The organism is Amycolatopsis sp. CB00013 (assembly GCF_001905755.1).
Lineage (GTDB): Bacteria > Actinomycetota > Actinomycetes > Mycobacteriales > Pseudonocardiaceae > Amycolatopsis > Amycolatopsis japonica.
Genome location: NZ_LIWC01000001.1, coordinates 1,429,147 through 1,455,715, shown reverse-complemented (window position 1 = coordinate 1,455,715; position 26,569 = coordinate 1,429,147). Strand labels below are relative to the sequence as shown.

Here is a 26,569-nt window from a genome sequence, read left to right as displayed (position 1 = left end):
CAGGATCCTCCATCTGGTCGTTGCCGGGTGCCGCGGTGCGGGCCAGAATCCCTCTAGTGGGTAGCTGGGACAAGGAAATCGCCGCCAGAGCGGACAGAGAGCCCGCGGTCTGTGCCGCGTTCGCGAGCTTGACCGCGAGCGTCACGGAAGACCTCGCGCCGGATCGGGTCGTGGACACCTTGTCCAGCGAATGCGCACGACTGCTGCCGATCGATTCCACCGAGATCTTCCTGCCAGGTCTGAAACTGCAACGCCCTTTCGCGGTGGCGGAGGAAGGGCCCGCGCTCGAATCCTTCGAAACCGGGAAGGACGTCGCCGTGCACGACCTGTCCGCCGAGGTCTCGCGCTGGCCGGGTTACGTCGCCAGGATGGCAGGTCAGGGCTACGCCGCGGTTTCCGCGCTTCCGCTGCGGGCGATGGATGAAACCGTCGGGTCGATCGCCTTCCTCAGTGCCGAAACCGTTGTGCTGAGCGGCGAGGACTACCGGCTGGGCCGGGCACTCGCCGACGTCGCGACGCTGTGTCTCCTGCAGCAGCGGGAGTTGCGGCACTACCGGACGCTCTCGGAGCAGTTGCAGCAGGCGCTCGACAGCCGGGTCGTCATCGAGCAGGCGAAGGGTGTGCTCGCCGAACGCGCCGGTATCGGCCTCGGCACCGCTTTTGACCGCATGCGTTCCTTCGCCCGCAGTTCGAATCTGAAGCTTTCGGACGTCGCGCGTGGCGTCGTCGAGGGCACGGTGGACACCCGGAACCTTCTGCGGCCGCGTAACCGTGACGCTGGTAGGGCCGTTGGTCACCGGAACCGGTGACTTGTCCCGGCAACGCGCGACCGTGCGGCCCTTGGTCGCGATGACGTAATGGGAAAGGCTTCACCCAGAGGAAAGGTGCGGTGGAGTCATGGCGTTGTTGGGAAGTCTTCTCGGGAAGAGCCGGTCGGTGCGGCCGAGCCTGCTTCCGTTGCTGGAATTGAGGTCGGCGGTGCTGACGCTGCGGTCCGGTCACGCGCTCGCGCCGACCGGGTCGGGGACGGTCTGCTTCGTCGCGGAGGGACGCCCCGGGGCGGGGACGGAGGCGGAGATCATCGCCGGCCTCGCCGGGGATTCCGCCCGCCGCAACGTGGTCACCCACGACGCGCACGGCAGGACGATCGTCCGCTGCTGGCGTGAGAACGGGGACCTCGGCTGGCTGCTCGACGACCTCGTCGACGTCAACGAGAGGCTGGCTCAGGCCGGGTTCGCGTCGTGGCTGCTGCACACGACGGTCGACTTCGCCGAGCTGCGGGACATGCGGCACCCGAGGCTGACTATGGTCTACCGCCGCGAACGCGGCACCTTCTACCCGTACGCGCCGCGCGGGACCCGGGGCCGGGACAGGGCGATGGAGCTGAAGATCCGCTCGTCGCTGACCCGGATCGTACCGATGGAGTCCGACATCGGCCGGTGGCGCCCGGTATGACCGACGGAACTCGCGTGCTTGGAGCCGTCACACGCGTGATTGGAGCCGGAACTCTCGAGTTCCGGCTCCCATCACGCGAGTTCCGCCCTCAATCACGCGAATGACGGCCGTGAGCACGCGAATGACGGGTCAGCCGGGTACGCCGCTGAGCCAGCCGCGTAGGCGCTGGACGCGCCGGTCCCGCGGGCTCCATCGCGGGAAGCGGCGCCGCGACCGCGTGGCGAGGGCCGCGCCGTCGAGATGCCGGATGGCGGTCAGGACGTCGTCGAGCAGCGAGCCGTGCGTCTCCGGTTTCGCCACGACCCTCGGCAGCCGCTCGAGTTCGGCGGCGAGCGGCACCCGGTGGGCCGAGGCGTGCCTGCCGGGACGGCGGCGGGTCTCGCAGATTCTCGTGGTCACGTCCCGGTCCCCCTCTTCCCGTGGTCACGCCCGTCGAATTCGTCTCCTACGACGATGAGGTACCGAATGCCGTTCCGGTCAGCGCCGAAGGTTGTGCCATCGAGGGCACAAAGACCCCACTCGGTCGCCGGACGGGTACGGCGGGTCACGGGTTGGCGTCGAAAGGACGGCAGGGACGGCGGCGGTGGGACAATGCGCCGGCGCGCCGATCGCGAATCCGCACGCGGGTGAATACGGCCGTGGGCAGGATTGATTTCCGGGAATCTGCCGGACAATGGTCCGGCGAGACCACGATCGACGGAGAAGGTGCATGCCGAACCCGAGCTCACCGCAGCCCATGCCCCCGGCCGCGGCCCCGATCAGGGTGCTGCTCGTCGAGGACCACAAAATGGTGGCCGAAGCCCTGGCCGCGGCGTTCGAGGAGTTCCCGGAGATCGACCTGGTGGCGTCCGTGGAGTCCCTGGGCCACGGGATGATCGCGGCGGGGGAACACCTGCCCGACATCGTGCTCCTCGACCGGCGGCTTCCGGACGGCGACGGGATCGAGGCGATCGCCGGGTTCCGCGCGGTCTCCCCGTCGAGCCGGGTGCTGGTGCTGACCGGCGACGCGAACAGTGCCATCGTCGCCAGGATCCTCGAGGTCGGCGGGGCCGGGCTGCTGCTGAAATCCGGTCTCCTCGACGAGCTGATCACCGCGATCAGGACCATCGCGGCGGGCGACATGGTCATCGACCCGGAGTTGCTCAGTGGCGCGCTGGCGATGCTGGGCGGCGGTTCGGGCCGGATCGGCCCGGTGCTGACCCTGCGGGAACGGCAGGTGCTGGGGTTGATCGCCGAAGGCGCGGGGACCGACCGGATCGCCGAAGAACTGCGGCTGGCGCGGAATACCGTGCGGAATCACGTGCAGCGGATCCTCGTGAAGACCGGGACCCATTCGAAACTCGAAGCAGTGGTGCACGCACGTAAGAATGGCCTCCTCGAACGGCCGTAGCGGGGAGACGTATCCGAGTGCCAAGCTGCACTATGGCCATGCTGCCATCGGAACAGACGCCTGATCACCGCAGCGCTGTGCTCTTCGAGTTGTTCATGCACAGCGTGGTCGACTACGCCATTTACCTGCTGGACGCCGAGGGACGGGTGATCAGCTGGAACCCGGGGGCGGAACGGATCAAGGGGTACTCCCAGGACGAGATCCTCGGCCGTCATTTCTCCGTTTTCTACACCGAGTCCGACGTCGCCGACGGCAAACCCGCGGCGGAACTGCTGGTCGCCGTGGAGATGGGGAGCCACGAGGACGAGGGCTGGCGGGTCCGCCGTGACGGGTCGCGGTTCTGGGCCAACACCGTGATCACCGCGTTGCGGGACGAACAGGGCGGCCTCGTCGGTTTCGGAAAGGTCACCCGTGATCTCACCGAACGCCGGAAAACACTGGAGGAAAGGACCGAACGGCGACAGGCCTTCGCACATTTGGTCCGCGCACAGGAAACAGAACGTCGCCGTATCGCGTGGGATGTTCACGACGATTCCATTCAGTCGATGATCGCGGTGAGCATGCGGTTGCAGATGCTCGCCGCACAACGGCGTGATCCGGCTTTGATGCAACTCGACGAAGCAATTCAAGGGGCGATCCGACGATTGCGGATCCTCGTCGCCCAATTGCGTCCGCCCGCGCTGAACGACGAGGATCTGGTGGCTTCCGTCCGCGACTATCTCGACGAGGTCGTCGCCGGCTGGGGGCTCGACTGCACCCTGCGGCACGACCTCGCCGCCAAACCACCGCCCGACCTCGTCGTCACCGCCTTCCGGATTCTTCAGGAGGCGTTGGTGAACGTGCGTAAACACGCGAACGCCCGCACCGTCGTGGTCTCGCTGACCGGACAGGACGGCGGTCTGCTGGTGAAGGTCGCCGACGACGGCGACGGGCTGAAACCGGGCGGCGAGAAAGCGCACGAGACCTTGTCGGGCGAGCACATCGGAATGGCGTCGATGCGTGAACGTGCGGAAGCGGCGCAAGGCTGGTTCCGGATCTCCAGCAGGCCGGGCGAAGGTACGTCCGTGGCCTTCTGGATTCCGCTGGGCCCTCCCGGACCCGCGCGGACATGAACGAAGGAGGCACTTCGATGCCGGAACCGGGAAGCAAGCGCGGAACGAGAGAAGCGGTCCGGGTGGGCGGGGCGATCGACGACCAAGGCCTGCAGCGGCTGCTGGAGGGGCTGAAAGCCGTTCGCGACGGCGATTTCAGCACCCGGCTGCCCCAGGTGGACGACGTCCTGATGGACGAGATGGCGGTCGTCTTCAACGGGATGGTCGATCAGCTGGCGCTGTTCACCTCCGAGGTCACCCGGGTCGCGCGCGAGGTGGGGACCGACGGGAAGCTCGGCGGCCAGGCGGCGGTGCCCTCGGTTTCGGGGACGTGGAAGGACCTCACCGATTCGGTGAACGCGATGGCGGGCAACCTCACGGGTCAGGTCCGTGACATCGCCGAGGTCGCGACCGCGGTGGCGAAGGGTGACCTTTCGCAGAAGATCACCGTCGACGTCAAAGGCGAGATGCTCGAGCTGAAGAACACGATCAACACGATGGTGGATCAGTTGTCGTCGTTCGCCGACGAGGTCACGCGGGTCGCGCGCGAGGTCGGCAGCGAGGGACGGCTGGGCGGTCAGGCGGAAGTCCCCGGGGTCGCGGGGACGTGGCGGGATCTGACGACGTCGGTGAACTTCATGGCGGGGAACCTGACCGATCAGGTGCGGTCCATCGCCGAGGTCACCACGGCGGTGGCGAAGGGTGACTTGTCGCAGAAGATCACGGTCGACGCGCGGGGCGAGATCCTGGAGTTGAAGAACACGATCAACACGATGGTGGATCAGTTGTCGTCGTTCGCCGACGAGGTCACCCGCGTGGCCCGCGAGGTCGGCACCGAGGGCGCGCTCGGCGGGCAGGCGCAGGTGCCCGGGGTCGCGGGGACGTGGCGGGATCTGACGACGTCGGTGAACTTCATGGCGGGCAACCTCACCGCGCAGGTGCGCTCGATCGCCCAGGTGGCCACGGCGGTGGCGAAGGGTGACTTGTCGCAGAAGATCACCGTGGACGCGCGGGGCGAGATCCTGGAGTTGAAGAACACGATCAACACGATGGTGGATCAGTTGTCGTCGTTCGCCGACGAGGTCACCCGCGTGGCCCGCGAGGTCGGCACCGAAGGGCGGCTGGGCGGCCAGGCGGACGTCAAGGGTGTGTCGGGCACGTGGAAGGGCCTGACCGAGTCCGTGAACGTCATGGCCGACAACCTCACGGATCAGGTGCGGTCCATCGCCGAAGTCACCACCGCGGTCGCGAAGGGCGACCTCTCGCAGAAGATCCGCGTCGACGCGCGCGGCGAGATCCTGGAACTCAAGGACACCATCAACACGATGGTCGGCCAGCTGTCGTCGTTCGCCGACGAGGTCACGCGGGTCGCCCGTGAGGTGGGTACGGAGGGGCGGCTGGGCGGTCAGGCGGATGTCAAGGGTGTGTCGGGCACGTGGAAGGGCCTGACCGAGTCGGTCAACGTCATGGCCGACAACCTGACCGACCAGGTGCGCTCCATCGCCCAGGTGGCGACCGCGGTCGCGAGGGGCGACCTGTCCCAGAAGATCACGGTCGAGGCCAAGGGCGAGGTCGCTGCGCTCGCGCAGACGATCAACACGATGGTCGACACGCTGTCGGCCTTCGCGGACGAGGTCACCCGCGTGGCGCGGGAGGTCGGCACCGAGGGCATCCTCGGCGGGCAGGCCAGGGTGCCGAACGTCGCCGGGACCTGGAAGGACCTCACCGACAACGTCAACTCGATGGCGAACAACCTCACCGGCCAGGTGCGGAACATCGCCCAGGTGACCACCGCGGTCGCGCAGGGAGACCTCTCCCGCAAGATCGACGTCGACGCGCGGGGCGAGATCCTGGAGCTGAAGACCACCATCAACACGATGGTCGACCAGCTTTCCGCGTTCGCCGCGGAGGTCACGCGCGTCGCCCGTGAGGTCGGCAGCGAGGGACGGCTCGGCGGCCAGGCCGAGGTCGAAGGCGTTTCGGGGACCTGGAAGCGGCTGACGGAGAACGTCAACGAGCTCGCCGGGAACCTGACCCGGCAGGTCCGGGCGATCGCCGAGGTGACCAGCGCGGTGGCGACCGGCGACCTCACGCGGTCGATCTCCGTCGAGGCACAGGGCGAGGTCGCGGAGCTGAAGGACAACATCAACGCGATGGTCCAGTCGCTGCGCGAGACCACGCGGGCGAACGAGGAACAGGACTGGCTCAACACCAACCTGGCCCGCATCTCCGGCCTGATGCAGGGCCACCGGGACCTGCGGGTGGTGGCCACGCTCATCATGAACGAGCTGACCCCGCTGGTCGGCGCCCAGCACGGCACGTTGTTCCTCACCGAACCGGGGGAGAGCGGCACCCGGCTCCGGCTGATCACCAGCTACGGGCACAGCGAGGCCCCGGACGCGCCCTCGGATTTCGCGATGGGGCAGTCGCTGATCGGACAGGCCGCGCAGACCAAGAAACCGATCGTGGTCGACCGGACGCCACCGGGCTTCGTGAAGATCTCGTCGAGCCTCGGCTCGGCCCCGCCGGTCACCCTGATCGTGCTGCCGATCGTCTTCGAAGACCAGGTGCTCGGCGTCATCGAACTGGCGTCGTTCGGTGAGTTCACCGCCGTCCGCAAGGACTTCCTCGAACAGCTGATGGAGACCATCGGGGTCAACGTCAACACGATCATCGCCAACGCGCGGACCGACTCCCTGCTGGAGGAATCCCAGCGGCTCGCCGAGGAACTGCAGGCCCGCTCCGAGGAGCTTCAAGCGCAGCAGGCGAAACTGCAGGTGTCCAACGCGGAGCTGGAGGAGAAGGCCGAACTGCTCGCCCGGCAGAACCGCGACATCGAGGTGAAGAACTTCGAAATCGAGCAGGCGCGCCAAGAGATCGAGGAACGCGCGCAGCAGCTCGCGCTGGCGTCGAAGTACAAGTCGGAGTTCCTGGCCAACATGTCGCACGAACTCCGGACCCCGTTGACCAGCCTGCTGATCCTCGCCGGGGTGCTCTCGCAGAACTCGACCCAGAACCTGACGCCCAAACAGGTCGAGTTCGCGAAGGTGATCCAGTCCGCGGGCACCGACCTGCTGCAGCTGATCAACGACATCCTCGACCTGTCGAAGGTCGAGGCGGGCAAGATGGACATCCACCACGAGCCGTTCCCGCTGCGCCAGCTGCTCGACTACGTCGGCACGACCTTCCGTCCGCTGACCGCCGAGAAGGGGCTCGACTTCCAGGTCACCGTCGAACCCAACGTGCCGGAGCTGCTGTTCACCGACGAGCAGCGGTTGCGGCAGGTACTGCGGAACCTGCTGTCGAACGCGGTCAAGTTCACCGAAGACGGCAGCGTCGAGCTCCGGGTCAAACTGGTCGACACCATCGTCTCGCCGTCAGGCGGCCCCTCGCACGAGTCCCTGGTGGCCTTCAGCGTCACGGACACCGGGATCGGGATCGCCGAGGAGAACCTCGATTCGATCTTCGGCGCCTTCCAGCAGGCCGACGGCACCACCAGCCGCAAGTACGGCGGCACCGGGCTCGGCCTGTCGATCAGCCGCGAGGTCGCCTACCTGCTCGGCGGCGAGATCCGGGCTGACAGTGTCCTGGGGACCGGCAGCACGTTCACCCTCTATCTGCCGGTCGCCAGGTTCACCGCTCCCGTGAGCCTCGACGAGTCCACTGTGGACAACTCCGCCGCGGAACGACGGGTGCTGGTGGTGGAGAGCGAGCAGAACAGTCTGCTGACCCTGCTCGCCCGCGGGGTCGCGGCCGACATCGCGGACAGCCACGGCTCGGTCCAGGTCCGGGCCGTGTCGGATCCGGCGGAGGCATTCGAGGAACTGAAACGCGACAGCTACCGCTGCGTCGTACTCGACACCAGCATCCCCGGGACGAGCGCCTTGACGTTCCTCAAACGGCTCGTCGACGGTCCGGATCCGGTCGAGGTCCCGGTGCTGGCGTACGCGACCCGCAAGCTCAGCGCCGCGCAGGACCGCTTGCTGCACGGGCACGCGCGGGTGCATCCCGTCGAACTCCTGCCGTCGCTGGACATGCTGCGGGAGCGGATCATGCTGCACATCTCGGCCAGCGAACTCGAAGGCATCCTGCCGCTGATGCGCCAGCCCGAGGTGAGCCTGGTGGAGACCGTGCCCGCCTTGGAACAGCCGTCCGATCCGCCGGCCGGACCGGCGAGGCTCCAGGGACGCAAGGTCCTGCTCGTCGACGACGACGCCCGCAACGTGTACGCGATCTCGGGAATGCTCGAACTGCACGGACTTTCGGTCGTACACGCGCCCAACGGTCGCAAGGGTATCGAGGAACTGCTGTCCGACGACGGGATCGACCTGATCCTGATGGACGTGATGATGCCGGAGATGGACGGCCACGCGACGACGGCGGCGATCCGCGAGATGCCGAAGTTCGCCGGCCTGCCGATCATCACCGTCACCGCGAAGGCGATGGAAGGGGACCGCGAGAAGAGCCTCGCCGCCGGGGCGAGCGACTACGTGACCAAACCCGTGAACGCGGAGGAACTCCTGGCTTGTATGGAACGCTGGCTCACGGACTGAAGTCCTCGCTACTCGGTCCCGTTGGCGCTGTTCGCGCAGATGCGGCGGATGGCCGCGACGATCTCGGTGTTGGGGCTGCCCTTCACGAGGTACTCGGTGACGCCCGCGGACGCCATCTGGGCGATGGAGCGGGTGTCGCTGTGCGCGGAGAACGCCATCAAGCGCGTATGGGGCACCCGGCGCCGGATCTCCCGCGCCATCCACGCGCCGCCACCGCCGGGGATCCGGACGTCGAGCACGGCGACCTCGGGGGACAGCAGCTCGGCGAGCGCGACCGCTTCGCCGGCGTCCAGCGCGACGGCGACCACCTCGATGTCCGGCTCGGAGTCCAGGAGGGCGCGCAGGGCGTCGCCGATGACCGGGTTGTCGTCCGCGACGAGCACCCGAAGTCTGGGGGGCGGCGTTCGGTTCATCACCCAGTCCGTGCCCGCGCGGTCTGCGGCGCCGGTGGTGGTCGCGGGCCCCCCGCCGAACATGGCGTGACTCAGCAAGAGATCCGGCGGTCGCCTTCGCTCGGCTGCTCGATGAGCGTCCTGGCGACGTCGTGGATCTTCATGTTGTTGTTGCGGCAGAACGAACGCAGCAGTTCGAACGCCGCGTCGATGTCGATCTGGTAGCGCTCGGCGAGGATGCCCTTCGCCTGCTCGATGGGAAGCCGGTGATCCAGCGCGTACTGGAGTTGCTCGGCGCGGGCCCGGTAGAAGCGGATGCGGTTGCGCATCGCCACGAGGTCGTCGGCCGGGTCTGGTGAGCCGGGCGACGGGGTAGGCGAAAGCGTGGTCTCGGACATGAAGCGATCGTCGCAGCGGCGCGACTGCTCCGGGAAGAACAAAACGTCCTGACTCGAATGATGCAAATGAACCTGGTCCGGACGGCGGCAGCCACTCGAACGGGCGCCTAACAGGGCCCTTTGGCCTGTCGCAGTGACCGGCCGTGCACCGTACGCTCAGCCGAGGAGGGGAAACCGTGGAGGTCGGAATGCTCCGGGTGTTTCTGGTCGACGACCACGAGGTGGTCCGTCGAGGGGTCGCGGACATGCTCGAGGAGGAGGCCGACCTGTGCGTCGTCGGGCAGGCGGCGACCTTTTCCCAAGCGCTGGCGAGGATCCCGGCGCTGCGGCCGGACGTCGCGGTGCTCGACGTGCGGCTGCCGGACGGCAACGGCGTCGAACTCGCGCGGGAACTGAGATCCAAGATGCCGGAACTCAAATGCCTGATGCTCACGTCGTACACCGACGAGCAGGCGATGCTGGACGCGATCATGGCGGGCGCGAGTGGTTACGTCATCAAGGACATCCGCGGGATGGACCTGGTGGCGGCGGTCAAGGAGGTCGGTCTCGGCCGGTCGCTGCTGGACGCGAGGGCCGCCGCGACGCTGATGGCGAAGTTCCGTGACGACGCCGCCAAGAAGGGCCCCCTGGCCGGCCTTTCCGACCAGGAACGCACGCTGCTGGAGTTGATCGGCGAGGGGCTGACAAACCGGCAGATCGCCGAACGGATGTTCCTCGCCGAGAAGACCGTGAAGAACTACGTGTCGCGGTTGCTGACGAAACTCGGGATGCAGCGGCGGACCCAGGCGGCGGTGCTGGCGACGGAACTGCGGCGGCAGTGATGGAACCGGGCGATGCAGCTGGTCGTGAGTGGGCTGAAGGCTCCCTTCACCGCGTCTGATGCGGCGAAGGGAGCCTTCGCCCCGGTTCCGCCTTCACTCAAGCGGAAATGAGCGTATCGAGCAGCACGTCGTCCAGCGGCCGCCGCGGCGTCCACGGCAGCGGCGAGCCGTAGCCGACCCGCAGCAGCACCTGCGGCCACACCCCGCAGCCGAGGATCCGCCGCAGTTCGGCACGGGCCTCGCGGACCATGATCGGCGGCGAGATGAACGACGCGTCGAGTCCCGTGGCGGTCGCGGTGAGCAGCACCCGTTGCAGGGCCTGGCCGGCCTGCAGCCGGTCGAGCCGGTCGTCGGTCAGCGATCCGATCGCCACCACGAGCGGGGCAGGCCGCGGATCACCGGCCGCTTCGCCGAATTCGTCGAGGAGCCAGCTTTCGTCGGCGGGGCTGCCGTCCATCGCATAGGACGGCACACCGTCGCGGGTACTCGCACCCAGTCTGGTCCAGCGGCCGAGTTCGGCGAGGAAGGCGGGGTCGGCGAGTTGCTCCCGGCGGGCGCGGGCGGTGAGGTCGTGCAGGAGACGGCACTGTTCGGCGTCGAGGTTCGGCATCCACGCGTGTTCGAGTTCGGTGGCGTGGCGGAGCGCGGTGAGCGTGGATTTCGGGACGACGCTGGAGAGGAAGGGCCGCCGGTTGGTCCGGCGGCGGGGGATCGCACGGGCCAGCCGCACGACCTTCTGATCGGGCATGCGTTCGGCGAGCGGGCGGACGACGGCGAGCAGATCGGGATCGGCGCGGCTGGGCATCAGGGTCGTCGCCGGATGGAAGCCCAGTGCGTGAATCGCCGTCCGGAGGGTGAACAGGGCGGCACCGCACGAGAGCACGAGTTCGCGTCCGTCCGGGTCCGTGACGGGTAAAATACGGCGCGGATCGGCGTGCACCTCGATTCCGGTGCCGGTGCACCGGAACAGCCATGGCTGGGTGTTGTGCGTCGACGGGGCCAGCATGGCCGACCGGAGCACGGAATTCACCTGTTCGGAGTTCAAACGTCCGACCCTGGTGACTTGTATGGTCATGGTTTCCCCCGCCGCTGCGCCACGGGCAATACGGTTGTCTGATGAGACGGTCCCGCCCGCGGTGCGGGGCCGAAAGAGGAGAAAGTCACCACGGCCGGGAGTCGTCCCGATCTTCGGAGGCGGAGCAGGATGTCGGCTCATGACCGGCTGGGCGGAAGCGACGACCGGATCACCGGCGCGCTGTCCCAGCTGAAGGTTCGTGAGGTGCTGCGGGATCTCCAGGACCGCATCGAACGGCTCATCGGCACCCGCGACAAGATGGACGGCCTGCTCGAAGCGGTGCTCGCGGTCGCGTCGGGACTGGAGCTGGACACGACGCTGCACCGGATCGTGCAGGCGGCGATCGATCTCGGCGAGGCCACTTATGGCGCGCTCGGGGTGATCGCGGACGACGGTTCGCTCGCCGAATTCGTCTATCACGGCATCGACGGTGAAACGAAGGAACAGATCGGGCATCTCCCGAAAGGTCACGGCCTGCTGGGTTTCGTCATCGACGAGGCGAAACCGGTGCGCCTGGCCGACATCTCCCGGCATCCCGCGTCGGTCGGGTTCCCGCCGTGCCATCCACCGATGCGTTCGTTCCTCGGCGTGCCCATCCGGGTCCGCGACGAGGTGTTCGGGAATCTCTACCTGACCGAGAAACGCGGGGAAAGTTTCACCGACGACGACGAGGTGGTCGTCCAGGCGCTCGCCGCCGCGGCCGGGATAGCCATCGAGAACGCCCACCTGTACGAGCAGACGCGGATCCGCCAGCGGTGGCAGGCGGCCACCAGCGAAGTCACCACGGAACTGCTGGGTGGCACCGACCCCGTCGACGCGCTCAACCTGATCGCCGGCCGGGCGCTGGAACTCACCGGTTCCGACCTCACTTTGCTGGCACTGCCCGGTTCCGGCAGGCTCGACGTCAGCCCGGACGGCGAGGACGAGGCCGACGAGCTCACCATCGCCGTCTGCGCGGGCGCGCGGGCGGCGGAGCTGACCGGGGTACGGATCAGCGTCGCCACGTCGTTGCCGGGGGCGGTCTACCGCGACCGGACCCCGCGCAGCGTGCCGGAACTGGTACTCGGTCACGACGGGGAGATCGGCCTCGGCCCGACGCTCGTCGTGCCGCTCCGCGCGCGGGAACGGACGTCCGGGGTGCTGATGGCGGTGCGGAATCCGGGCGCGGTCCCGTTCGAGCTCGGCCAGCTGCCGGTGGTGGCCTCGTTCGCCGACCAGGCCGCGCTCGCGCTCCAGCTGGCCGCGCGGCAGCGCACCGCCAGGGAGCTCGACGTGCTCGCCGATCGGGACCGGATCGCCAGGGATCTGCACGACCACGTCATCCAGCGGCTGTTCGCGGTCGGTCTCGCCATGCAGAGCACCCACCGCCGCGCGGATTCGCCGGAACTGCGGCGCCGGATCGGCGAGAGCATCGACCAGATGCACGAGATCGTGCACGAGATCCGCACGGCGATCTTCGACCTCCACGGCGGCGAGGCGGGCCAGCAGGGGGTGCGGCTGCGGCATCGCCTCTACGACTCGATCACCGAACTGACCGACGACACCCCGCTGCATCCGACGGTCAGCCTGTCCGGGCCGCTCGACGCGATCCCGCTCTCGTTCGCCGAACACGCCGAAGCGGTGGTGCGGGAGTCGGTCGGCAACGTGGTCCGGCACGCGCGGGCGAGCGGCGTTTCGGTGAGCGTCGCGGTGAAGGACGACGTCCTGCGGATCGTGGTCACCGACGACGGCACCGGGATCGGCGAATCCGGTGGTTTCGGCGGGCTGCGGAATCTGCGTGATCGCGCGGAGAAGGCGGGCGGGGCGTTCCGGGCGGAGACGCGCGAAGGGGGCGGAACCAGGATCGACTGGTCCGCCCCCTTGCGCTGACCGGGGTTCAGTTGGTCGACTGCGTGGCGAGGAGCCCGTCGACTTCGATCGAGCGGGCGACGTCGGAGGCGACGGTCTCCAGCAGTTCCGCGGTGAGGTCCGAAAGCGCCCGCGTCACGGCGAGATAGGAACCGATCTGGGACGTCGGACCGTTTCTCAGCCCGGCCTCCGCGATTCCGACGCCGACGAACTCGCCGCCGTCCTCGAGACGGAGCAATGCTTCCGCGCGTACCCGGTACGGCTCGTGCTGCAGGGACACGTCGATCGTCCATTTGTCCGTCATCGTGGGCTCCGTTCCGGTCATCGAGGCTCTCATCGCGGCCGTCCGTGGCACAGGGTCCTAAGTCCTCGCTCCCGGGTGAACGGGGGCGAAAGTCCTCGGAATTCGTGACCGGCGGCCGTTGCGGTCGCCGGGTACCCCGGCCGATGGTGGATCAATCCCCTTCCCTCGGAGCCCACGATGATCCCGTTACCGACCCATGTCGACCAGGCGGTGGCGGCCGCCGTCCGTGCGCCGTCCCCGCTCAACACCCAGCCGTGGCGGTTCGTCGTCGACCGGGGGCGGATCGAAGTGTGGCTCGATCGAGCCAGGGTGCTGCGGATCGCCGACCCGGACGCCCGCGAGGCGCGGCTTTCGTGCGGCGCGGCGTTGTTCAACCTGATCGTTTCGTTGCGGTCCAACGGCAAGACCGTCTCGCTGCGGCTGGTACCGAAGCCGGAGGAGCCGGACCTGCTCGCCGAACTCGTGATCGGCGGCGACCGGTTCTCGTCGCCGGAGGAACGGAAGCTGGCCGAAGTCGTCTTCCGCCGTCACACGAACCGCCGTCCGTTCGCGGACCGGCCGGTGCCGGTCTGGGCGCGGACGACGTTGCGCGCGGCCGCGCTGGTGGAAGGCGGGCTGCTGGAACTGTTCGGCCGCGGCGACCGGGCGAACGCGGTCGCGCGCGTACTGCACCGGGCCGAGGCCGCGCAGGCGCGCAACGGCGCGTTCCAGGCCGAGGTCGCGCTGTGGACGCGGCGGACGGCCCACGCACCGGACGGTGTCCAGGCACCGACCAGACCGCCGTCGCCGCACGGCATTCCCGCGCAGGAGTCCTTCATCGCCGCCGAACCCGAAGGCGGTGAGCCGGTGCTCGGCGCGGTTCTCACCGCTGCCGGCGGGCCCGCCGCGGATCTGCGGGCGGGAATGGTGCTGCAGCGGGTACTGCTGACCGCGACGGCCGCCGGTCTCGCGACCTCGTTCGTCGGCAGGCCGTTCGAAACCCCGGAGACCCGGGCGGCGATGGACCGGGTCTTCGCCGACCTCGGCCGTCCGCACGCCGTGCTGCGCTTCGGGTACGGCCGCCCGGCCGCGATGACGGCACGCCGTCCGATCGGCGAAGTGCTGTTCCGGCAGTCCGAGGCGAGCCTCTGATCCCGGGGTCACCTCGTCGACATCCACGTTTCCGATCGCCGCCACCCACCCTTCATCCCGGACGGGTTCGGTTCTGGGTATGAAGATCATGCGGAAATCCTTGGTGGCGCTGGCCATCGCCGGCCTTTCGGTCGCGGCGTCCGCGCCGGCGGTGGCGGACGCGGACGCAGCCGGGCGCGATCGCGGCTCGATCGTCATCACCGAGCAGGCGTCCAAGCGCATCCTGGTCCTGCCCGCCGACCGTGCCTCCGGGCAGGAGCGGAAGGTGAGCTGGGCGTGGGCGCCGAACGCCGCCAACGGGCTGGCGGATCTGACCGGCTCTTGGAGCAACCCGAGCGACGCGAAGCTAGCTGAACGAGGCGGCGAGAAGTACCTGTTGACCTCGGCGTCGGGTGGGTTCGCGGCCGTCGTGCCGTACCCGGCGGGCGACCGGGCGTACTGGGCCGCGAACGTGGGCGGCCCCGCCAATCCGCACAGCATCGAACTGCTGCCGGACGGGAACGTCGCGGTGGCTGCCAGCACCGGCGGCTGGGTGCGGGTCTACACCGCCTCGCAGGGGCAGCGTTCGACGACCTACGCCGAATACCGGCTGGTGGGGGCGCACGGCGTGGTGTGGGACGCCGGACGGAACGTGTTGTGGGCCCTGGGCACCGACGCGCTCGTCGCGTTGAGCGTCGGCGGGACCCCCGCCGCTCCGGTGCTCACCGAGCAGCGGTCCGTCCCGGTGCCGACCAAGGGCGGGCACGACCTCCAGTCGGTCCCGAACCGGCCGGACCTGCTGTGGGTGACGACGGAGGCGGGGGTGTACCAGTTCTCGAAGACGAGTGGCGCGTTCACCCAGCGCTACGCGGGTGCGCGGGAGATCGACCGGCCGCATGTGAAGAGCGTGTCGACGAACCCGCGGACCGGCCAGATCCTGACGGCCTCCGTGCAGGAGGGCCACTTGTGCACCTGGTGCACGGACACCGTCCGGCTGGCCTTTCCACGCGCCGAGCTGGCGCTGCACGGCGCGTGGATCTACAAGGCCCGCTGGTGGATCGGTTGAGCTGAACTTCCATGTCGGTACCGGCCGTTCGGGGGGCTGCCCGGCCGGTACCGACACACCAGAGAAGAGGGGCCCTCGCCGCGAGAATGACGCCTCGCCGCGTCTTTCACCTGACAGAGTGAATCGGGTCGTTCGGCGCGCGGCGTTGACCCATTCGGGGTATAGGCCTCACCCGAGGAAGGTTCGCAATTCGTCGATGACGGTCCGCGGCTGCTCCTCGGCGACGAAGTGGCCGGAACCGGAGACCTTCCGCACCCGGACGTCGGCCGCCTTCGACGGCAGGACCGCGGCGAGGTAGTCGTAGTTGAACTCCGAGCCCAGCCCCAGCATCGGCGCGGTGATCTTCCCGTACGCCTTCTGATCCTCGATGTCTTGGCCGAACGCCTGGTACCAGCCGTTCCCGGCGCGAATGGCGTCCGGGCGGTCGTACGCGGCGGCGTAGATCGCCCGGTCCCGGCTCCCGATCGAGGCCGGGTCGGCCGCCAGGTGGTCGAACATCCAGTCCACGAGGAAACGTGACCGGCCGGTCAGCAGCTGCTCCGGCAGCGTCGCGACCTGGTTGAAGGCGAACCACCAGACGTTCACCGGCTGCCCGGGCGGGGCCAGCATCGGGAGCTGGTACAGGCTTTCGTCGGGGTGCGAGACGTCCATGAGCGTGACGGTCTTCGTGGCCTCGGCGTGGTTGGCGGCGAAGGCGAACGCGACCATGGCGCCGATGTCGTGCCCGGCGACGTGCGCCTGCCGGTGGCCCAGCGCGCGGACGAGCTCGAAGATGTCGCGGGCCATCGTCTTCTTGTCGTACCCGCCCTGTGGCTTGTCCGAGCCGCCCATACCCCGCAGGTCGACGGCGATCACGCGATACCGCTTCGCCAGCTCCGGCATGACCTTGCGGTACTGCCACCAGGTCTCCGGCCAGCCCGGCAGCAGGATCAGCGGCTCACCCCGGCCGCCGGCGACGTAATGCAGCCGGACCCCGTTGACCTGGGCGTACTCGCTGCGGAAGCCGCCGGGCAGCGACCGCGCGAGTTCGGCGTCGGTGGCGGCGGGCCTGCTCGCCTCGGCCACGCCACCCGAGGCCACCAGCGCGGCCGCGGCCCCCGCGCCGAGGGTGAGCATGGACCGGCGGTTGAGGAAGGAACGGCTGTTTTCGGTCATGTCCTGATCGTGGCCCGGTCGCGGCGCCCGCCGTGAGTGGTGTTTTCGCCAACCAGGATCAGTTTCAAGACAGCATGGGTTCCGGCACGCCCAGCCTGGTCCCGAACGTCTCCCGATACGAGACCGGCGTGACCCCGACCTGGCGGCGGAAATGCGGCCGGAGCGCGGCCGACGAGGAGAACCCGCAGTACCTGGCGATCTCGTCGACCGGGAGATCGGTGGATTCGAGCAACTGCTGTGCCCGGATGACGCGCTGATGCGTGAGCCAGGTACCGGGCGCGGCGCCGGTGATCTCGCGGAACCGGCGGTCGTAGTTGCGCCTGCTCATATGCGCCCGCCTGGCGAGTTCGTCGACCGGGAGCGCCGTGTCCAGCCTGGTCAGCGCCCAGGCCATCGTCTCCGACACCGGGTCGCCCTCGTCGAGTTCCGGCATCGGCGATTCGATGTACTGCGCCTGCCCACCGGGTCGGTGTGGCGGGACGACCATGCCCTTCGCCAGCCGGTTCGCCACCTCCGCGCCGCACCAGGAGCGGATCAGGTGCAGGCCGAGGTCCATCCCCGCCGCACCACCGCCCGCGGTCAGGATGTCGCCGTCGTCGATGTAGAGCACCGACTCGTCGAGCCGGACGGCGGGGAACCGGGCCGCGAGCAGCGGCGCCATCGCCCAGTGCGTGGTCGCGGGGCGCCCGTCGAGCAGCCCGGCGGCGGCCAGCACGAAGGCTCCGCTGCACAGTCCGGCCACCCGGGCACCACGGTCGTGCGCCGAGCGGAGCGCCGCCAGCGCCGCTTCCGGCGGATCCTCCATCGGCGACCGCCAGTTGGGGACCAGCACCAAGTCCGCGTTCCGGACCGCGTCGAGATCTTCGGGGACCGGGACGGTCAGGCCGCCGCCTCGCAAGGCGGTGTCGGGTTCACCTCCGACGACCTTGAGGTCGAGGTTGGGTAGCTCCCCGAAGGCCGAAGCCATCTCGAACACCCCGAACGCGAAGGACATCGCGCCGAGCGACGCCCCGTTGAAGACCACCACGGCCAGCCGTCTCATGGGTCGATTCTAGGGAGACCGGACCTGCGGTGGAGCCGGTTTTCGACTGTCCGAAGGGGACGGTAGATTCCTCGCGCACCAGGTTGGCCGGGGGAAGGAACCGTCGATGTCGTATCCGCAGGGACCGCAAGGGCCGCAGTGGCATCCGCAGCAGCAGTACCCCCAGCAGCAATATCCGCAACAGCAGTACCCGCAACAGGGATACCCGCCGCCGAAGAAGGGCAACGGGCTGCTGATCGGCTTGATCGCCGGCGGTGGCGCGCTCGTCTTGGTCGTTTTCGTGATCCTCGCGTTCGTCGCGCCCGGCTTCCTGCTGAGCGACCGCAAGTCTTCGAGCTCGGCCGCCGCGACGCAGACCCCGTTGCAGCTCAACTGGGGCCCGGTGCTGGCGGGCAAGTTCATCCTCGCGGTATTCGGCGACGAGCCCGACAAGGCTGCCGAGTCGGCCTGTGCGGACGCCAAGGACAAGGTCCGTCAGGCCGCGAAGGAGTACGGCGACCGCAACGCGTCGCTCAGCGCGAAGGATCCTCGCGCGGCGAGTCCGGACCTGATCGTGGTGACGATGACCGGCACCCTGGACCGGACTGAGCCCCACAACGGGACGATGGAGGTCCGGCGCGAGGCGGGCGACAAATACTGCATCTCCTCGGTCTCGCCCGTTCCCGCGGGTTGAGTCAGGGGAGCAGTCCGGCACGCCGCGCGTGCGTGACAGCCTGCAGCCGCGAGGTCGCGTCGAGTTTGCGCATCGCGTCCCGAAGGTAGCTCTTGACCGTCTCCGCGGTCAGGCCCAGCCGGTGCGCGATCTCGGCGTTCGTCAGCCCGAGCGCGACGAGCGAGACCGTGTCGAGCTCCCGCGGCGCCAGGCGTAGCGCAGGGGAAACGGCGCCGGTGAGGTTCTCGCACACCGCGTCGAGGCGGTCGCGGAGAACGCTGTCGTCGAGCTGGCCGGAGAGCGCCCGTAACTCCGCGTAGACCTCGCGAAGGCGTTCCCGCGGTGCGGCCTCCTCGTGGTGTTCGGCCAGCGGTCGTGCCTCGGCCAGCCGCTGTTCGATCTCGTCCTCGACGGCCAACGTCTGTTCGAGATCGCGCGCGGCGTGCAGGGCGGCGGTGATCGTCCGGTCGGAAAGGGTCGCCTCGTCGCGCAGGCCGCCGTAGAGCACGGCGCGGACGCGACGGCGCACGACCACCGGGATGGCGACCACCGAGTGGATCCCCTCGTCGCGGACCGGCTCGTCGTAGTCGTGACTGATCGTGGTGGCGCGGTGGTAGTCGTTGGCGACCACCGGCCGGGTCAGCGCGAGCGCCTTGCCGCCGAGGCCGCAGCCCGCGCGGACGGACAGGCCGTTCAGCGCGGTGCCCCGGTTGCCGAGGAACGCGGTCAGCCGCATCCGCGGTGAGGTGCCGGCGATCCCGGCGAAACCGACCGGCAGACCGGTGTCCCGGCGCAGGTCCGAGACCGCGCCGAGCAGCTGGGCGTCGTCGACCGGCATCGGCTCACCCTCCTCGGTGATCCCCCTCGATCGGGGGTGGTGGGCGGGTCGGGCCCACCCGCACGATTTCCGGAACTGTACGCCTTCGCCACGTCCCGGGAGAAACGATGACCGAAGCTCACGTCCGGCGGTTGCTCGAGGTCTACGACGACGAGCGGGCCAGTGCGGCGACGCTGTTGTGCGACCGGCATCCGGCGGAGGCGGTCGCGTTCACCGTGGTCGAGGCGGATCTGACCAGTGTGGACCTCACCTACGGCGAGCTGCGTGAGCGGTCCGAACGCTTCGCCGGGGCGCTGCTCGGTCTCGGGGTCGGACCGGGGGACCGGGTGGCGACGTTGATGGGCAAGTCGGCGGAGCTCGTGGTGGCGCTGCTCGCGATCTGGCGGCTGGGCGCGGTGCACGTTCCGCTGTTCACGGCGTTCGCGCCGCCCGCCATCGCGTTGCGTATCACCGGCAACGGTACGAAGGTCGTCATCGCCGACGCCAATCAGCGCTCGAAGCTGACGCCGTCCGCCGATCTGCCCGCCGACCCGGCGCGGCGGATCGTGGTGGTCGGAGACGGCGAGGACGGCGACCTGTCGTTCCGCGAGATGCTGGCCGAAGCCGCGCCGCTGCCGGGATCCGCGGAGACCGGTGGGGCCGGCGTCCTGGTCGAGTTGTTCACTTCCGGGACCACGGGGACGCCCAAGGCCGTCCCGATTCCCCTCCGCGCGCTCGCAGGTTTCCAGGCGTATCAAGACTTCGCGCTCGACGTCCGTGCCGACGACGTCTTCTGGAACGCCGCCGACCCGGGCTGGGCCTACGGTCTGTACTACGCGATCATGACGCCGATGGCGACCGGCAGGCGGAGTCTGTTGCTGCACGCGGGTTTCTCGGCCGAACTGACCTGGGCGGTGCTGGAGAAGTTCAGCGTCACCAACTTCGCCGCCGCGCCGACGGTGTACCGCGCGCTCCGGAACTCGGCCGCCCCGGTGCCGGACGGCCTCCGGCTGCGGCACTGTTCGTCGGCGGGTGAACCGCTGACGCCGGACGTCCTGGAGTGGGCGTCAGCCAAGCTCGGCGTCGGCGTTTACGACCACTATGGACAGACGGAGCTCGGCATGGTGGTCGGCAACGCGTGGCATCCGGACCTCCGCTCGGAGGTCAAACCCGGTTCGATGGGGCGCGTCCTGCCGGGCTTCGCCGTCGAGGTCCTCCGAGAAGGCGCCGACGTGATCGCCGAGCCGGGAGAACGCGGACGCGTCGCCCTGGACCTCTCGGCGAGTCCGCTGGTGTGGTTCCGGGGCTACCGCGACGCGCCCGAGCGCACCGCCGCGCGGTTCAGCCCCGACGGACGTTGGTACTACACCGGCGACGTGGCCGCCAAGGACGCCTCCGGCTACCTGACCTTCGCGTCACGAGATGACGACGTCATCCTGATGGCGGGCTACCGCATCGGCCCGTTCGACGTGGAAAGCGTTCTGCAGCAACATTCCGCGGTGGCCGAATGCGCCGTGATCGGGGTCCCGGACGAACTGCGCGGCGAAGTGGTCGTGGCCTACGTGGTGGCGCGCGACGGCGTTTCCGCCGATTCCGCCCTGGCTTCCGAACTGCAGCAGTTGGTGAAGACCCGGTTCGCCGCGCACGCCTACCCGCGTGAGGTGCGCTTCGTGCCGGAGCTGCCCAAGACACCCAGCGGGAAGATCCAGCGATTCCTCCTGCGGAAGCGGCACTCAAACGCGGAACTCGCGTGATCGGAGACGGAACTCGCGTGATTGAGGGCGGAACATCGTCTTCCGCCCTCAATCACGCGTGATACGCCCTCAATCACGCGAGTTCCGGGAAAGCTTACTGCTCGATCGGCCAGGTTTCGTCCCGTAGTAACCGTTTGAGTACCTTCCCGGTCGCGTTCCGGGGCAGCTCCTCGACGAAGTACACGTCGCGCGGCACCGCGAAGCGGGCCAGCCGGTGGTGGATGTAGGCGCGGACGTCGTCCGCGCTCATCCGCGCGCCGCGTTTCGGGACGATGTACGCCGCGAACCGTTGCCCGAACTCGCGATCCGGCACGCCGATCACGGCGGCCTCGTGGACGCCGGGCAGGGCGACGATGGCCTCCTCGACCGGGCGCGGGGACACGTTCTCCCCACCGGACACGATCATCTCGTCCGCCCGGCCGGTGACGAAGAGGCGGCCGGCGGCGTCCTGGTAACCGACGTCGCCGGTCGCCATCAGGTTCTCCGCGCGGGGCACGCTGGCGCCGTCGGTGTAGCCCTCGAACAGCATGTCGTTGCCGACGAAGATCTGTCCCTCCCAGCCCGGCGGGACCCGCTTGTGGTCGTCGTCGAGGATGGCGACGCGGGTACCGGGCGGGCAGCGGCCGGCGGTGGTCGGCGCGGCGCGCAAGTCCTCGGGCGTCGCGATGCTGGCCCACGAAACCTCTGTGGAGCCGTAGAAGTTGTAGAGCACGTCGCCGAAGGTGTCCATGAACTCGGTGACGATCGTGCCCGGCAGCGCGGATCCGCTGCTGGCGACGATCCGCAGCGAAGAGAGGTCGTAGCGGCTGCGGATCCGTTCGGGCAGGTCGAGAATGCGCTGCAACATGATGGGGACGGCGAACAGCACACCGCACCGATGTTCGGCGATGGTCCGCAGGATCTCCTCGGCGTCGAACCGGCGGATCAGCGACAGCGAAGCCCGCACCGCCATCCCGATCTGCATCCCGGCGAGCCCCCAGCTGTGGAACAGCGGTGCGGCAACGACGAAGCGGTCTCCGGAGTGGAGCGGAATGCGGTCGAGCATGGCGGCCGACGTCGACAGTCCCTTCGGCGTCGGCCGTCGTGCGCCTTTCGGGGTTCCGGTGGTGCCCGAGGTGAGGACGACGAGCCTGCCGATCCGGTCCACCGGTTTGAGTTTGGTGGCGGGCACCCCGGCGATGAACTGGTCGATCGTCGGGTAGCCGTTCTCGGTATCCGGCCAGGTGGACAGCCGCAGGAAGTCGCCCGGGATGTCGGCGATGATCCGTGAGAACTCGTCGTCGGCGAGCACCGCGACCGGTTTGTGCAGCCCGATCACGTCCGCGACCGCGCCGGCGGACAGGCCGGTGTTGAGCAGGATCGCGTCCACACCGAGTTTGCTGCACGCGATCAGCGACTCGACCATCGTCGCGTGATTGCGGCACAGCAAGGCGATCCGGTCGCGGGCGCGGACACCGCGGGCCGCCAGCGCGTTCGCGAGCTGATTGCTGCGATCGGCGGCCTGCTTGAACGTCCGGACGTTGCGTTCGTCGTGCAGCGCGACTTCTTCGGGGACGCGGGCGGCGTTGGCCGAGTAGCCGCCGGCGACGGTGGCGCCCCATTGCGAAAGCGAGGTGAGCTGCCGCGCGATCTTGTCCGGGCGCGCGGCCGCGAGCACTCCTGCCTTGATCAACGTGCTCGCCGTGTGCAGCGTGGTGGCCTTGGTGTGCGCCGGTTCGTCCTGAGGTGACGCCGCCCGGCCCGAAAGGTGCAGATCGATCCGCCGGGCCGCCGCGCGGACGGTGCGTTTGAAGGACGCGGCGGACACGAGAGGGGAGTGCGGCGCCGGAAGCATCAGCTGCGCGAGAAGTTCCGTGCCACCGTCGGGGGTCTGCCGCAGTTCGACCGAGACCCAGATGCCGTCGTTCTCGACGCCGCACCACACGACGTGCTCGCCCGGCCGCCAGACCCGCGCCTCGATCTCGCCGACGACGAGCGTTCCCGGCCGCGGTTCCAGCCGGACAAGGCATTTCGGGCCGCGTCCGCGTTCGGCGGGACGCTGGATCTCGCACCAGCTGATCTCCGCGACGAACCTCGAGTAGGACTCGGGATCGCCGATCACTTCCCAAACCTGGCCGGGGGAATGCCCGAGAATCGAGCTCGCCTGGACCACATCGTCTCGCATGCGATTCGCCTCACCACGCGCGTTCGGGTGTTGACCGGGCCGCTGCCGGCGCCTCCTTCGTCGTTCAAGTTCGGCGAACCTACCAGCAATCGGCCGAACGCAATACTCCGAACGACCGCGGGTTCGCGTCCGCCCAAGGGAACCGTCTCGGATGAGGGTAAGTGTTCGGACGGCGCGACGCCCTCCGCCGACGGTGTTGATCGCGACGTCCGATTCTCGCCAGCCTCCCGCACGCGAGGCGGCGATGCTGACGAACGTGACAGTTTCCACGACGGCGGCCGAGGCCGCACACACCCGTATCGAGCCCGGAATCCTCTACTTCGGCACCCCGGTGGTGCTCCTCTCGACGGTCGACCAGGCGGGCACCGTGAACCTGGCCCCGATGTCGTCGGCGTTCTGGCTCGGCTGGCGGGGCATGCTCGGGCTCGGCGCGAAATCCAAGACCGCGCAGAATCTCATGCGCAACCGCGAATGTGTTCTGAATCTCCCTTCCGACGCGCTGGCGGCCGCCGTCGACCGGCTGGCGCTGACCACCGGATCGGATCCGGTGCCGTCCCGCAAGTACGAGCGCGGCTATCGGCACGAACCGGACAAGTTCGCCCGTGCCGGGCTCACCCCGGTCGCTTCGGAGACGGTCCGGCCGCCCCGTGTCGCGGAATGCCCGGTGACGATGGAGGCCGTCGTCGAGGCCGTGCATCCCCTCGCCGAAGACGATCCGAAACAACGCGGCGGCGTGCTCGTGTTCGAAGTGCGCGTCCAGCGTGTCCACGTCCACGACGACGTGCGGATGCCGGGTACCGAAGACCGGATCGACCCCGACCGGTGGCGGCCGCTGATCATGAGCTTCCAGAAGCTCTACGGCCTCGGCCCGCAGGTCCATCCGTCGACACTGGCGAAGATCCCGGAGCGGCTCTACCGGGGGCCCGACATCGAGCGGTCGCGGGCGAACGAGAACCGGTTCACCAACGGCAGCCAGCGCTGATAGGACCCGGCCAGCACTGGCCACGCTTCGCCGGACAGGCCTCGTTCGAGCTTCGGCCGCAGTTCGTGGTCGTTCATCGAGGACACGATCTCGACGGCCTTGTCGTCGGGGTCGGTTCCCTCGATGGAGGCGAACCACCGGACGGCGTCCGGATGTCCGACGTGGACCGCGAGCAGCACCAGCACCGCGCGGAACGGCGCTTCACGGTCACCGTCGGAGAGGAACTCCGCGAGGTCTTCTCCGGCGAACCGTGCCCGCAGCAGGCGGTACAGGTTCAGGAGCCGTTTCGCGGCCCGAGGGGACCGGACGAGCGGGGCCAGTGTCGGCAGGAAGTCCAGTTCCTGCGCCGAGATCACCAAGCGAGGAGGGCGGACGTCTATTGTGGACTGTTCGGACGACGGTCGCGGTGCTTCCGCGCGAGGACGAGAACCGATCGCGACCGGAGAGCGGTCATCGGTGGCCTGATCCGTTCCGGCGGGTGCGGGCGCAGGGGTGGAGTCCTGGACCTCGGTGTCCGCGAGCCCGCGCACGAGCCCCGCGAACCCTGGATCGTCCATGGGGGACAACGTGAACGGCACCTGGAAGATCTTTTCGAGGTAACTCTCGGCGAAGGTTTCCGGGTCGTCGCCGAGCATCTCCTCGTAGTGCTGCTCGACGGCCTTCTTGAGCCATCGGGAGTCGACACCCACCACGACGACGAACACGGGCAGGGCCAGCAGGAGATGGATGGCTTCGAGGACCTGGACGACGACCTTGGGCGGGCAGCGGTCGAGGTCGTCGATGTAGAGAACGGTCCGTTCGATCTTGCCGGAACCGTGCGGGACCTCCGCGAGCATCGTCGCGAACGTTTCGAGATCCTTGCGCAGCAAGGAGACCACGCCCAGATGCTCGACGTAGTCCGAGACCCGGGACTCGGCGAACGCCACGAGGTCCAGCCCCGGCGCGAGTTCGGTGACCGCTTTTTCGAGCCGGTCGGATTCCGCGTCCAGTTCGGCCAGGCGCCGCTCGGTTTCTTCGTCCTCTTCGGACGGACCGCCGAGTTTGTCGAGCGCCTGGTGGATCCGGTCCGCGCTGGCGCGCATCCGCAGGACGACCGTCAGCGCGGAACTCACCAGCGTGAGCCCGCCGAGCACGCCGGAGACCTGTGACCGGCCGACGAGCAAGGTGACCACCAGGACCGTCACCAGCCCACCGATCAGGATCAGGAGCGGAACCGGATCCTGCCGCAGGCGTCGCCAGAATTCGGCGACGTCCGAACGCAGCCCGCCGGTCTCCTGCGCGAGGCGTTCGAGATCCTCGGCGGTCGGCTGGTCGACGCCGATCCTGGACGCGATCCACGCCTTGTCCGCCTCAGTGAGGCTGTCGAACACCGCGAGGACGTATTCGCGCGGCTTCCGTCGCCTCCGCTTCGCTTGTTTCTGCTGGGCCGTCAGGGTTCTGCGTTCGAGGCGGACCGCGCTGAGCCTGCCGAGCAGGGTCTTCTCGGTCTTGCGGCGTTCGGCGAGCAGGTCGGCCTGGCGCTGAAGATCGTTCTCGGCGCCGCTCGCGGCGAGGTTGTCGAAGATATGCGTGGCGAGGCTGGCGAGGAGGTTCGCCTCGCTGTAATGCCAGGCGTTGAAACTGATCTGGCGGACACTCGAACAGTAGGAGGACACGGACTTCCCGTGCGCGCCCGCCTCGGTTTCGGCCGTCCGCGCGGAATCGGCGAGCTCGCGGACGCGCAGCTGCATCTGCCGCATGAAGAAGCTCTTGCCCGAACCCCAGCTGCCGAACAGGCCGATGGACAGGGGAGGGGTGATCATGCGTGAGACCACCAGGTCGGCGAGCATGCGCACGTCGGTGCCGATGCCGAGGCGGTCGACGCCGTCGTCGGTGTCGGGCCGGTAATCGGCGACGTGGGCGGCGAACGGATCCGGATCGGCGTGCTCGGACGCGGCGGGATTGGACGCGGCGGCGATCTCGTCGATCGTGCGGATGGGGCCCATCCCGGGGAACATCTCCTCGGCCCGCATTCGTTCCCGGGTGGAGAGGTCAGGTCCGATACGGAGGACCGTCGGCGCGAGCTGATCGATCGCCGCGCGGAGTTCCGGGTGGTCGTACTGGCTCGCGTCGATGAGGCCCAGCACCCGGCGCCGGTGATCGATCTCCAGCCATTTGGTCACCGCGACGGGGGCGCGTCCGAGGGTCTGGGGCAGTTTCTGGTCGAGCCAGAGCGTCGCCGGTCCGTGGTACCGGTCCGACATGAGGTCGTCGATCTCCGGCTCGACGATCAGTTCCATTCCGGGGTACGTCACGGTCAGGGCCTGCAAAGCCGATCGCCTCGCACCCGAGTAGACCTCGTGGACGACGAGGGTGAACCGGCTGTCGGACGTGAGCGCCGCGATGAGCTGCTGGTCGATGTCCCGTGGCAGGTAAGGGCCAGGCTTCGTGCCCGGCGCCTTGTTCATCAGCAGGATCGACGGATTGACATCGCGTACCAGCACCATTCGTGGTCCCCTCC

The 26,569-nt window shown here is 68.8% G+C and carries 22 protein-coding genes; 12 read left to right on the top strand and 10 right to left on the bottom strand.

Annotation, left to right across the window (positions count from 1 at the left end):
• Positions 1-56: 56 nt before the first annotated feature.
• Both AMK34_RS06485 and pspAB read left to right on the top strand, forming a co-directional pair.
• Complete coding sequence (locus AMK34_RS06485) at positions 57-809, top strand: GAF and ANTAR domain-containing protein (protein ID WP_241832699.1); 753 nt, start codon at positions 57-59, stop codon at positions 807-809.
• A gap of 88 nt (positions 810-897) precedes the next feature.
• Complete coding sequence (gene pspAB, locus AMK34_RS06480) at positions 898-1,455, top strand: PspA-associated protein PspAB (protein ID WP_073843629.1); 558 nt, start codon at positions 898-900, stop codon at positions 1,453-1,455.
• Positions 1,456-1,584: 129 nt separating this feature from the next.
• On the opposite strand, the gene AMK34_RS06475 is transcribed toward pspAB, so the two are convergent.
• Complete coding sequence (locus AMK34_RS06475) at positions 1,585-1,854, bottom strand: hypothetical protein (protein ID WP_073843628.1); 270 nt, start codon at positions 1,852-1,854, stop codon at positions 1,585-1,587.
• A gap of 310 nt (positions 1,855-2,164) precedes the next feature.
• Between AMK34_RS06475 and AMK34_RS06470 the strand changes: the two genes are divergently transcribed.
• Genes AMK34_RS06470 through AMK34_RS06460 form a run of 3 tightly spaced genes read left to right on the top strand, consistent with a single transcriptional unit; the run spans position 2,165 to position 8,489 of the window.
• Positions 2,165-2,845 carry a response regulator gene (locus tag AMK34_RS06470; protein WP_073843626.1) on the top strand — a complete coding sequence of 227 codons (681 nt, stop codon included), beginning with the start codon at positions 2,165-2,167 and terminating at the stop codon, positions 2,843-2,845.
• 32 nt (positions 2,846-2,877) lie between these two features.
• The gene (locus AMK34_RS06465; RefSeq protein ID WP_073843624.1) at positions 2,878-3,957 is read left to right on the top strand and encodes a PAS domain-containing sensor histidine kinase; all 1,080 of its coding nucleotides are present in this window, start codon (positions 2,878-2,880) and stop codon (positions 3,955-3,957) included.
• A 17-nt stretch (positions 3,958-3,974) separates the two neighbouring features.
• On the top strand, positions 3,975-8,489 hold the full coding sequence (locus AMK34_RS06460) for a HAMP domain-containing protein (protein WP_073843623.1): 4,515 nt from the start codon (positions 3,975-3,977) through the stop codon (positions 8,487-8,489).
• A gap of 8 nt (positions 8,490-8,497) precedes the next feature.
• Here AMK34_RS06460 and AMK34_RS06455 read toward each other — a convergent pair whose 3' ends face one another.
• On the bottom strand, positions 8,498-8,872 hold the full coding sequence (locus tag AMK34_RS06455; protein ID WP_037340135.1) for a response regulator: 375 nt from the start codon (positions 8,870-8,872) through the stop codon (positions 8,498-8,500).
• Positions 8,873-8,973: 101 nt separating this feature from the next.
• Positions 8,974-9,279 carry an ANTAR domain-containing protein gene (locus AMK34_RS06450; protein WP_037338780.1) on the bottom strand — a complete coding sequence of 102 codons (306 nt, stop codon included), beginning with the start codon at positions 9,277-9,279 and terminating at the stop codon, positions 8,974-8,976.
• A 188-nt stretch (positions 9,280-9,467) separates the two neighbouring features.
• Between AMK34_RS06450 and AMK34_RS06445 the strand changes: the two genes are divergently transcribed.
• Positions 9,468-10,100 (top strand): response regulator, encoded by a 633-nt coding sequence (locus tag AMK34_RS06445; RefSeq protein ID WP_073844624.1) that lies wholly within the window; start codon positions 9,468-9,470, stop codon positions 10,098-10,100.
• A 97-nt stretch (positions 10,101-10,197) separates the two neighbouring features.
• On the opposite strand, the gene AMK34_RS06440 is transcribed toward AMK34_RS06445, so the two are convergent.
• Positions 10,198-11,175, bottom strand: coding sequence for an Acg family FMN-binding oxidoreductase (locus AMK34_RS06440; protein ID WP_143202343.1), 978 nt, complete (start codon positions 11,173-11,175; stop codon positions 10,198-10,200).
• 129 nt (positions 11,176-11,304) lie between these two features.
• On the opposite strand from AMK34_RS06440, the gene AMK34_RS06435 reads away from it, so the two are divergent.
• Positions 11,305-13,044 (top strand): sensor histidine kinase, encoded by a 1,740-nt coding sequence (locus AMK34_RS06435; protein ID WP_073843621.1) that lies wholly within the window; start codon positions 11,305-11,307, stop codon positions 13,042-13,044.
• 7 nt (positions 13,045-13,051) lie between these two features.
• Here the strand turns inward: AMK34_RS06435 and AMK34_RS06430 are convergent, their stop codons facing one another.
• The gene (locus tag AMK34_RS06430) at positions 13,052-13,348 is read right to left on the bottom strand and encodes a dsRBD fold-containing protein (RefSeq protein ID WP_038512712.1); all 297 of its coding nucleotides are present in this window, start codon (positions 13,346-13,348) and stop codon (positions 13,052-13,054) included.
• Positions 13,349-13,504: 156 nt separating this feature from the next.
• Between AMK34_RS06430 and AMK34_RS06425 the strand changes: the two genes are divergently transcribed.
• Together AMK34_RS06425 and AMK34_RS06420 are read left to right on the top strand one after the other, a co-directional pair.
• The gene (locus AMK34_RS06425; RefSeq protein WP_073843619.1) at positions 13,505-14,458 is read left to right on the top strand and encodes an Acg family FMN-binding oxidoreductase; all 954 of its coding nucleotides are present in this window, start codon (positions 13,505-13,507) and stop codon (positions 14,456-14,458) included.
• 79 nt (positions 14,459-14,537) lie between these two features.
• Positions 14,538-15,503 (top strand): DUF6528 family protein, encoded by a 966-nt coding sequence (locus AMK34_RS06420; RefSeq protein ID WP_073843618.1) that lies wholly within the window; start codon positions 14,538-14,540, stop codon positions 15,501-15,503.
• 168 nt (positions 15,504-15,671) lie between these two features.
• On the opposite strand, the gene AMK34_RS06415 is transcribed toward AMK34_RS06420, so the two are convergent.
• Both AMK34_RS06415 and AMK34_RS06410 read right to left on the bottom strand, forming a co-directional pair.
• The gene (locus tag AMK34_RS06415) at positions 15,672-16,658 is read right to left on the bottom strand and encodes an alpha/beta fold hydrolase (RefSeq protein ID WP_073843616.1); all 987 of its coding nucleotides are present in this window, start codon (positions 16,656-16,658) and stop codon (positions 15,672-15,674) included.
• Positions 16,659-16,722: 64 nt separating this feature from the next.
• The gene (locus AMK34_RS06410; protein ID WP_073843613.1) at positions 16,723-17,700 is read right to left on the bottom strand and encodes a GlxA family transcriptional regulator; all 978 of its coding nucleotides are present in this window, start codon (positions 17,698-17,700) and stop codon (positions 16,723-16,725) included.
• A gap of 106 nt (positions 17,701-17,806) precedes the next feature.
• On the opposite strand from AMK34_RS06410, the gene AMK34_RS06405 reads away from it, so the two are divergent.
• On the top strand, positions 17,807-18,373 hold the full coding sequence (locus AMK34_RS06405) for a hypothetical protein (RefSeq protein ID WP_073843611.1): 567 nt from the start codon (positions 17,807-17,809) through the stop codon (positions 18,371-18,373).
• Between the two features lies 1 nt (position 18,374).
• Here the strand turns inward: AMK34_RS06405 and AMK34_RS06400 are convergent, their stop codons facing one another.
• Entirely contained in the window at positions 18,375-19,190 is an 816-nt protein-coding gene (locus AMK34_RS06400; protein ID WP_038512728.1) for a helix-turn-helix domain-containing protein, read from the bottom strand.
• Positions 19,191-19,297: 107 nt separating this feature from the next.
• On the opposite strand from AMK34_RS06400, the gene AMK34_RS06395 reads away from it, so the two are divergent.
• Positions 19,298-20,923, top strand: a complete 1,626-nt coding sequence (locus AMK34_RS06395; protein WP_073843609.1) for an AMP-binding protein — start codon at positions 19,298-19,300, stop codon at positions 20,921-20,923.
• A gap of 94 nt (positions 20,924-21,017) precedes the next feature.
• Here the strand turns inward: AMK34_RS06395 and AMK34_RS06390 are convergent, their stop codons facing one another.
• The gene (locus tag AMK34_RS06390; RefSeq protein WP_073843608.1) at positions 21,018-23,087 is read right to left on the bottom strand and encodes an AMP-binding protein; all 2,070 of its coding nucleotides are present in this window, start codon (positions 23,085-23,087) and stop codon (positions 21,018-21,020) included.
• A 256-nt stretch (positions 23,088-23,343) separates the two neighbouring features.
• Here AMK34_RS06390 and AMK34_RS06385 point away from each other — a divergent pair, with 256 nt between their 5' ends.
• Positions 23,344-24,069 carry a flavin reductase family protein gene (locus AMK34_RS06385; protein ID WP_038523255.1) on the top strand — a complete coding sequence of 242 codons (726 nt, stop codon included), beginning with the start codon at positions 23,344-23,346 and terminating at the stop codon, positions 24,067-24,069.
• Here AMK34_RS06385 and AMK34_RS06380 read toward each other — a convergent pair.
• A complete protein-coding gene (locus AMK34_RS06380) occupies positions 24,000-26,555 on the bottom strand; it encodes a P-loop NTPase fold protein (protein WP_073843604.1) in 2,556 nt (851 codons plus the stop codon). The genes AMK34_RS06385 and AMK34_RS06380 overlap by 70 nt on opposite strands.
• Positions 26,556-26,569 lie beyond the last annotated feature (14 nt).

What these genes read in the sequence shown, in the direction of transcription:
- pspAB (WP_073843629.1), top strand. Translation starts at nt 898, where the DNA reads ATGGCGTTGTTGGGAAGTCTTCTCGGGAAGAGCCGGTCGGTGCGGCCG.
- AMK34_RS06470 (WP_073843626.1), top strand. Translation starts at nt 2,165, where the DNA reads ATGCCGAACCCGAGCTCACCGCAGCCCATGCCCCCGGCCGCGGCCCCG.
- AMK34_RS06465 (WP_073843624.1), top strand. Translation starts at nt 2,878, where the DNA reads ATGGCCATGCTGCCATCGGAACAGACGCCTGATCACCGCAGCGCTGTG.
- AMK34_RS06460 (WP_073843623.1), top strand. Translation starts at nt 3,975, where the DNA reads ATGCCGGAACCGGGAAGCAAGCGCGGAACGAGAGAAGCGGTCCGGGTG.
- AMK34_RS06450 (WP_037338780.1), bottom strand. Translation starts at nt 9,279, where the DNA reads ATGTCCGAGACCACGCTTTCGCCTACCCCGTCGCCCGGCTCACCAGAC.
- AMK34_RS06445 (WP_073844624.1), top strand. Translation starts at nt 9,468, where the DNA reads ATGCTCCGGGTGTTTCTGGTCGACGACCACGAGGTGGTCCGTCGAGGG.
- AMK34_RS06440 (WP_143202343.1), bottom strand. Translation starts at nt 11,175, where the DNA reads ATGACCATACAAGTCACCAGGGTCGGACGTTTGAACTCCGAACAGGTG.
- AMK34_RS06435 (WP_073843621.1), top strand. Translation starts at nt 11,305, where the DNA reads ATGTCGGCTCATGACCGGCTGGGCGGAAGCGACGACCGGATCACCGGC.
- AMK34_RS06430 (WP_038512712.1), bottom strand. Translation starts at nt 13,348, where the DNA reads ATGACCGGAACGGAGCCCACGATGACGGACAAATGGACGATCGACGTG.
- AMK34_RS06425 (WP_073843619.1), top strand. Translation starts at nt 13,505, where the DNA reads ATGATCCCGTTACCGACCCATGTCGACCAGGCGGTGGCGGCCGCCGTC.
- AMK34_RS06420 (WP_073843618.1), top strand. Translation starts at nt 14,538, where the DNA reads ATGAAGATCATGCGGAAATCCTTGGTGGCGCTGGCCATCGCCGGCCTT.
- AMK34_RS06415 (WP_073843616.1), bottom strand. Translation starts at nt 16,658, where the DNA reads ATGACCGAAAACAGCCGTTCCTTCCTCAACCGCCGGTCCATGCTCACC.
- AMK34_RS06410 (WP_073843613.1), bottom strand. Translation starts at nt 17,700, where the DNA reads ATGAGACGGCTGGCCGTGGTGGTCTTCAACGGGGCGTCGCTCGGCGCG.
- AMK34_RS06405 (WP_073843611.1), top strand. Translation starts at nt 17,807, where the DNA reads ATGTCGTATCCGCAGGGACCGCAAGGGCCGCAGTGGCATCCGCAGCAG.
- AMK34_RS06400 (WP_038512728.1), bottom strand. Translation starts at nt 19,190, where the DNA reads ATGCCGGTCGACGACGCCCAGCTGCTCGGCGCGGTCTCGGACCTGCGC.
- AMK34_RS06395 (WP_073843609.1), top strand. Translation starts at nt 19,298, where the DNA reads ATGACCGAAGCTCACGTCCGGCGGTTGCTCGAGGTCTACGACGACGAG.
- AMK34_RS06390 (WP_073843608.1), bottom strand. Translation starts at nt 23,087, where the DNA reads ATGCGAGACGATGTGGTCCAGGCGAGCTCGATTCTCGGGCATTCCCCC.
- AMK34_RS06380 (WP_073843604.1), bottom strand. Translation starts at nt 26,555, where the DNA reads ATGGTGCTGGTACGCGATGTCAATCCGTCGATCCTGCTGATGAACAAG.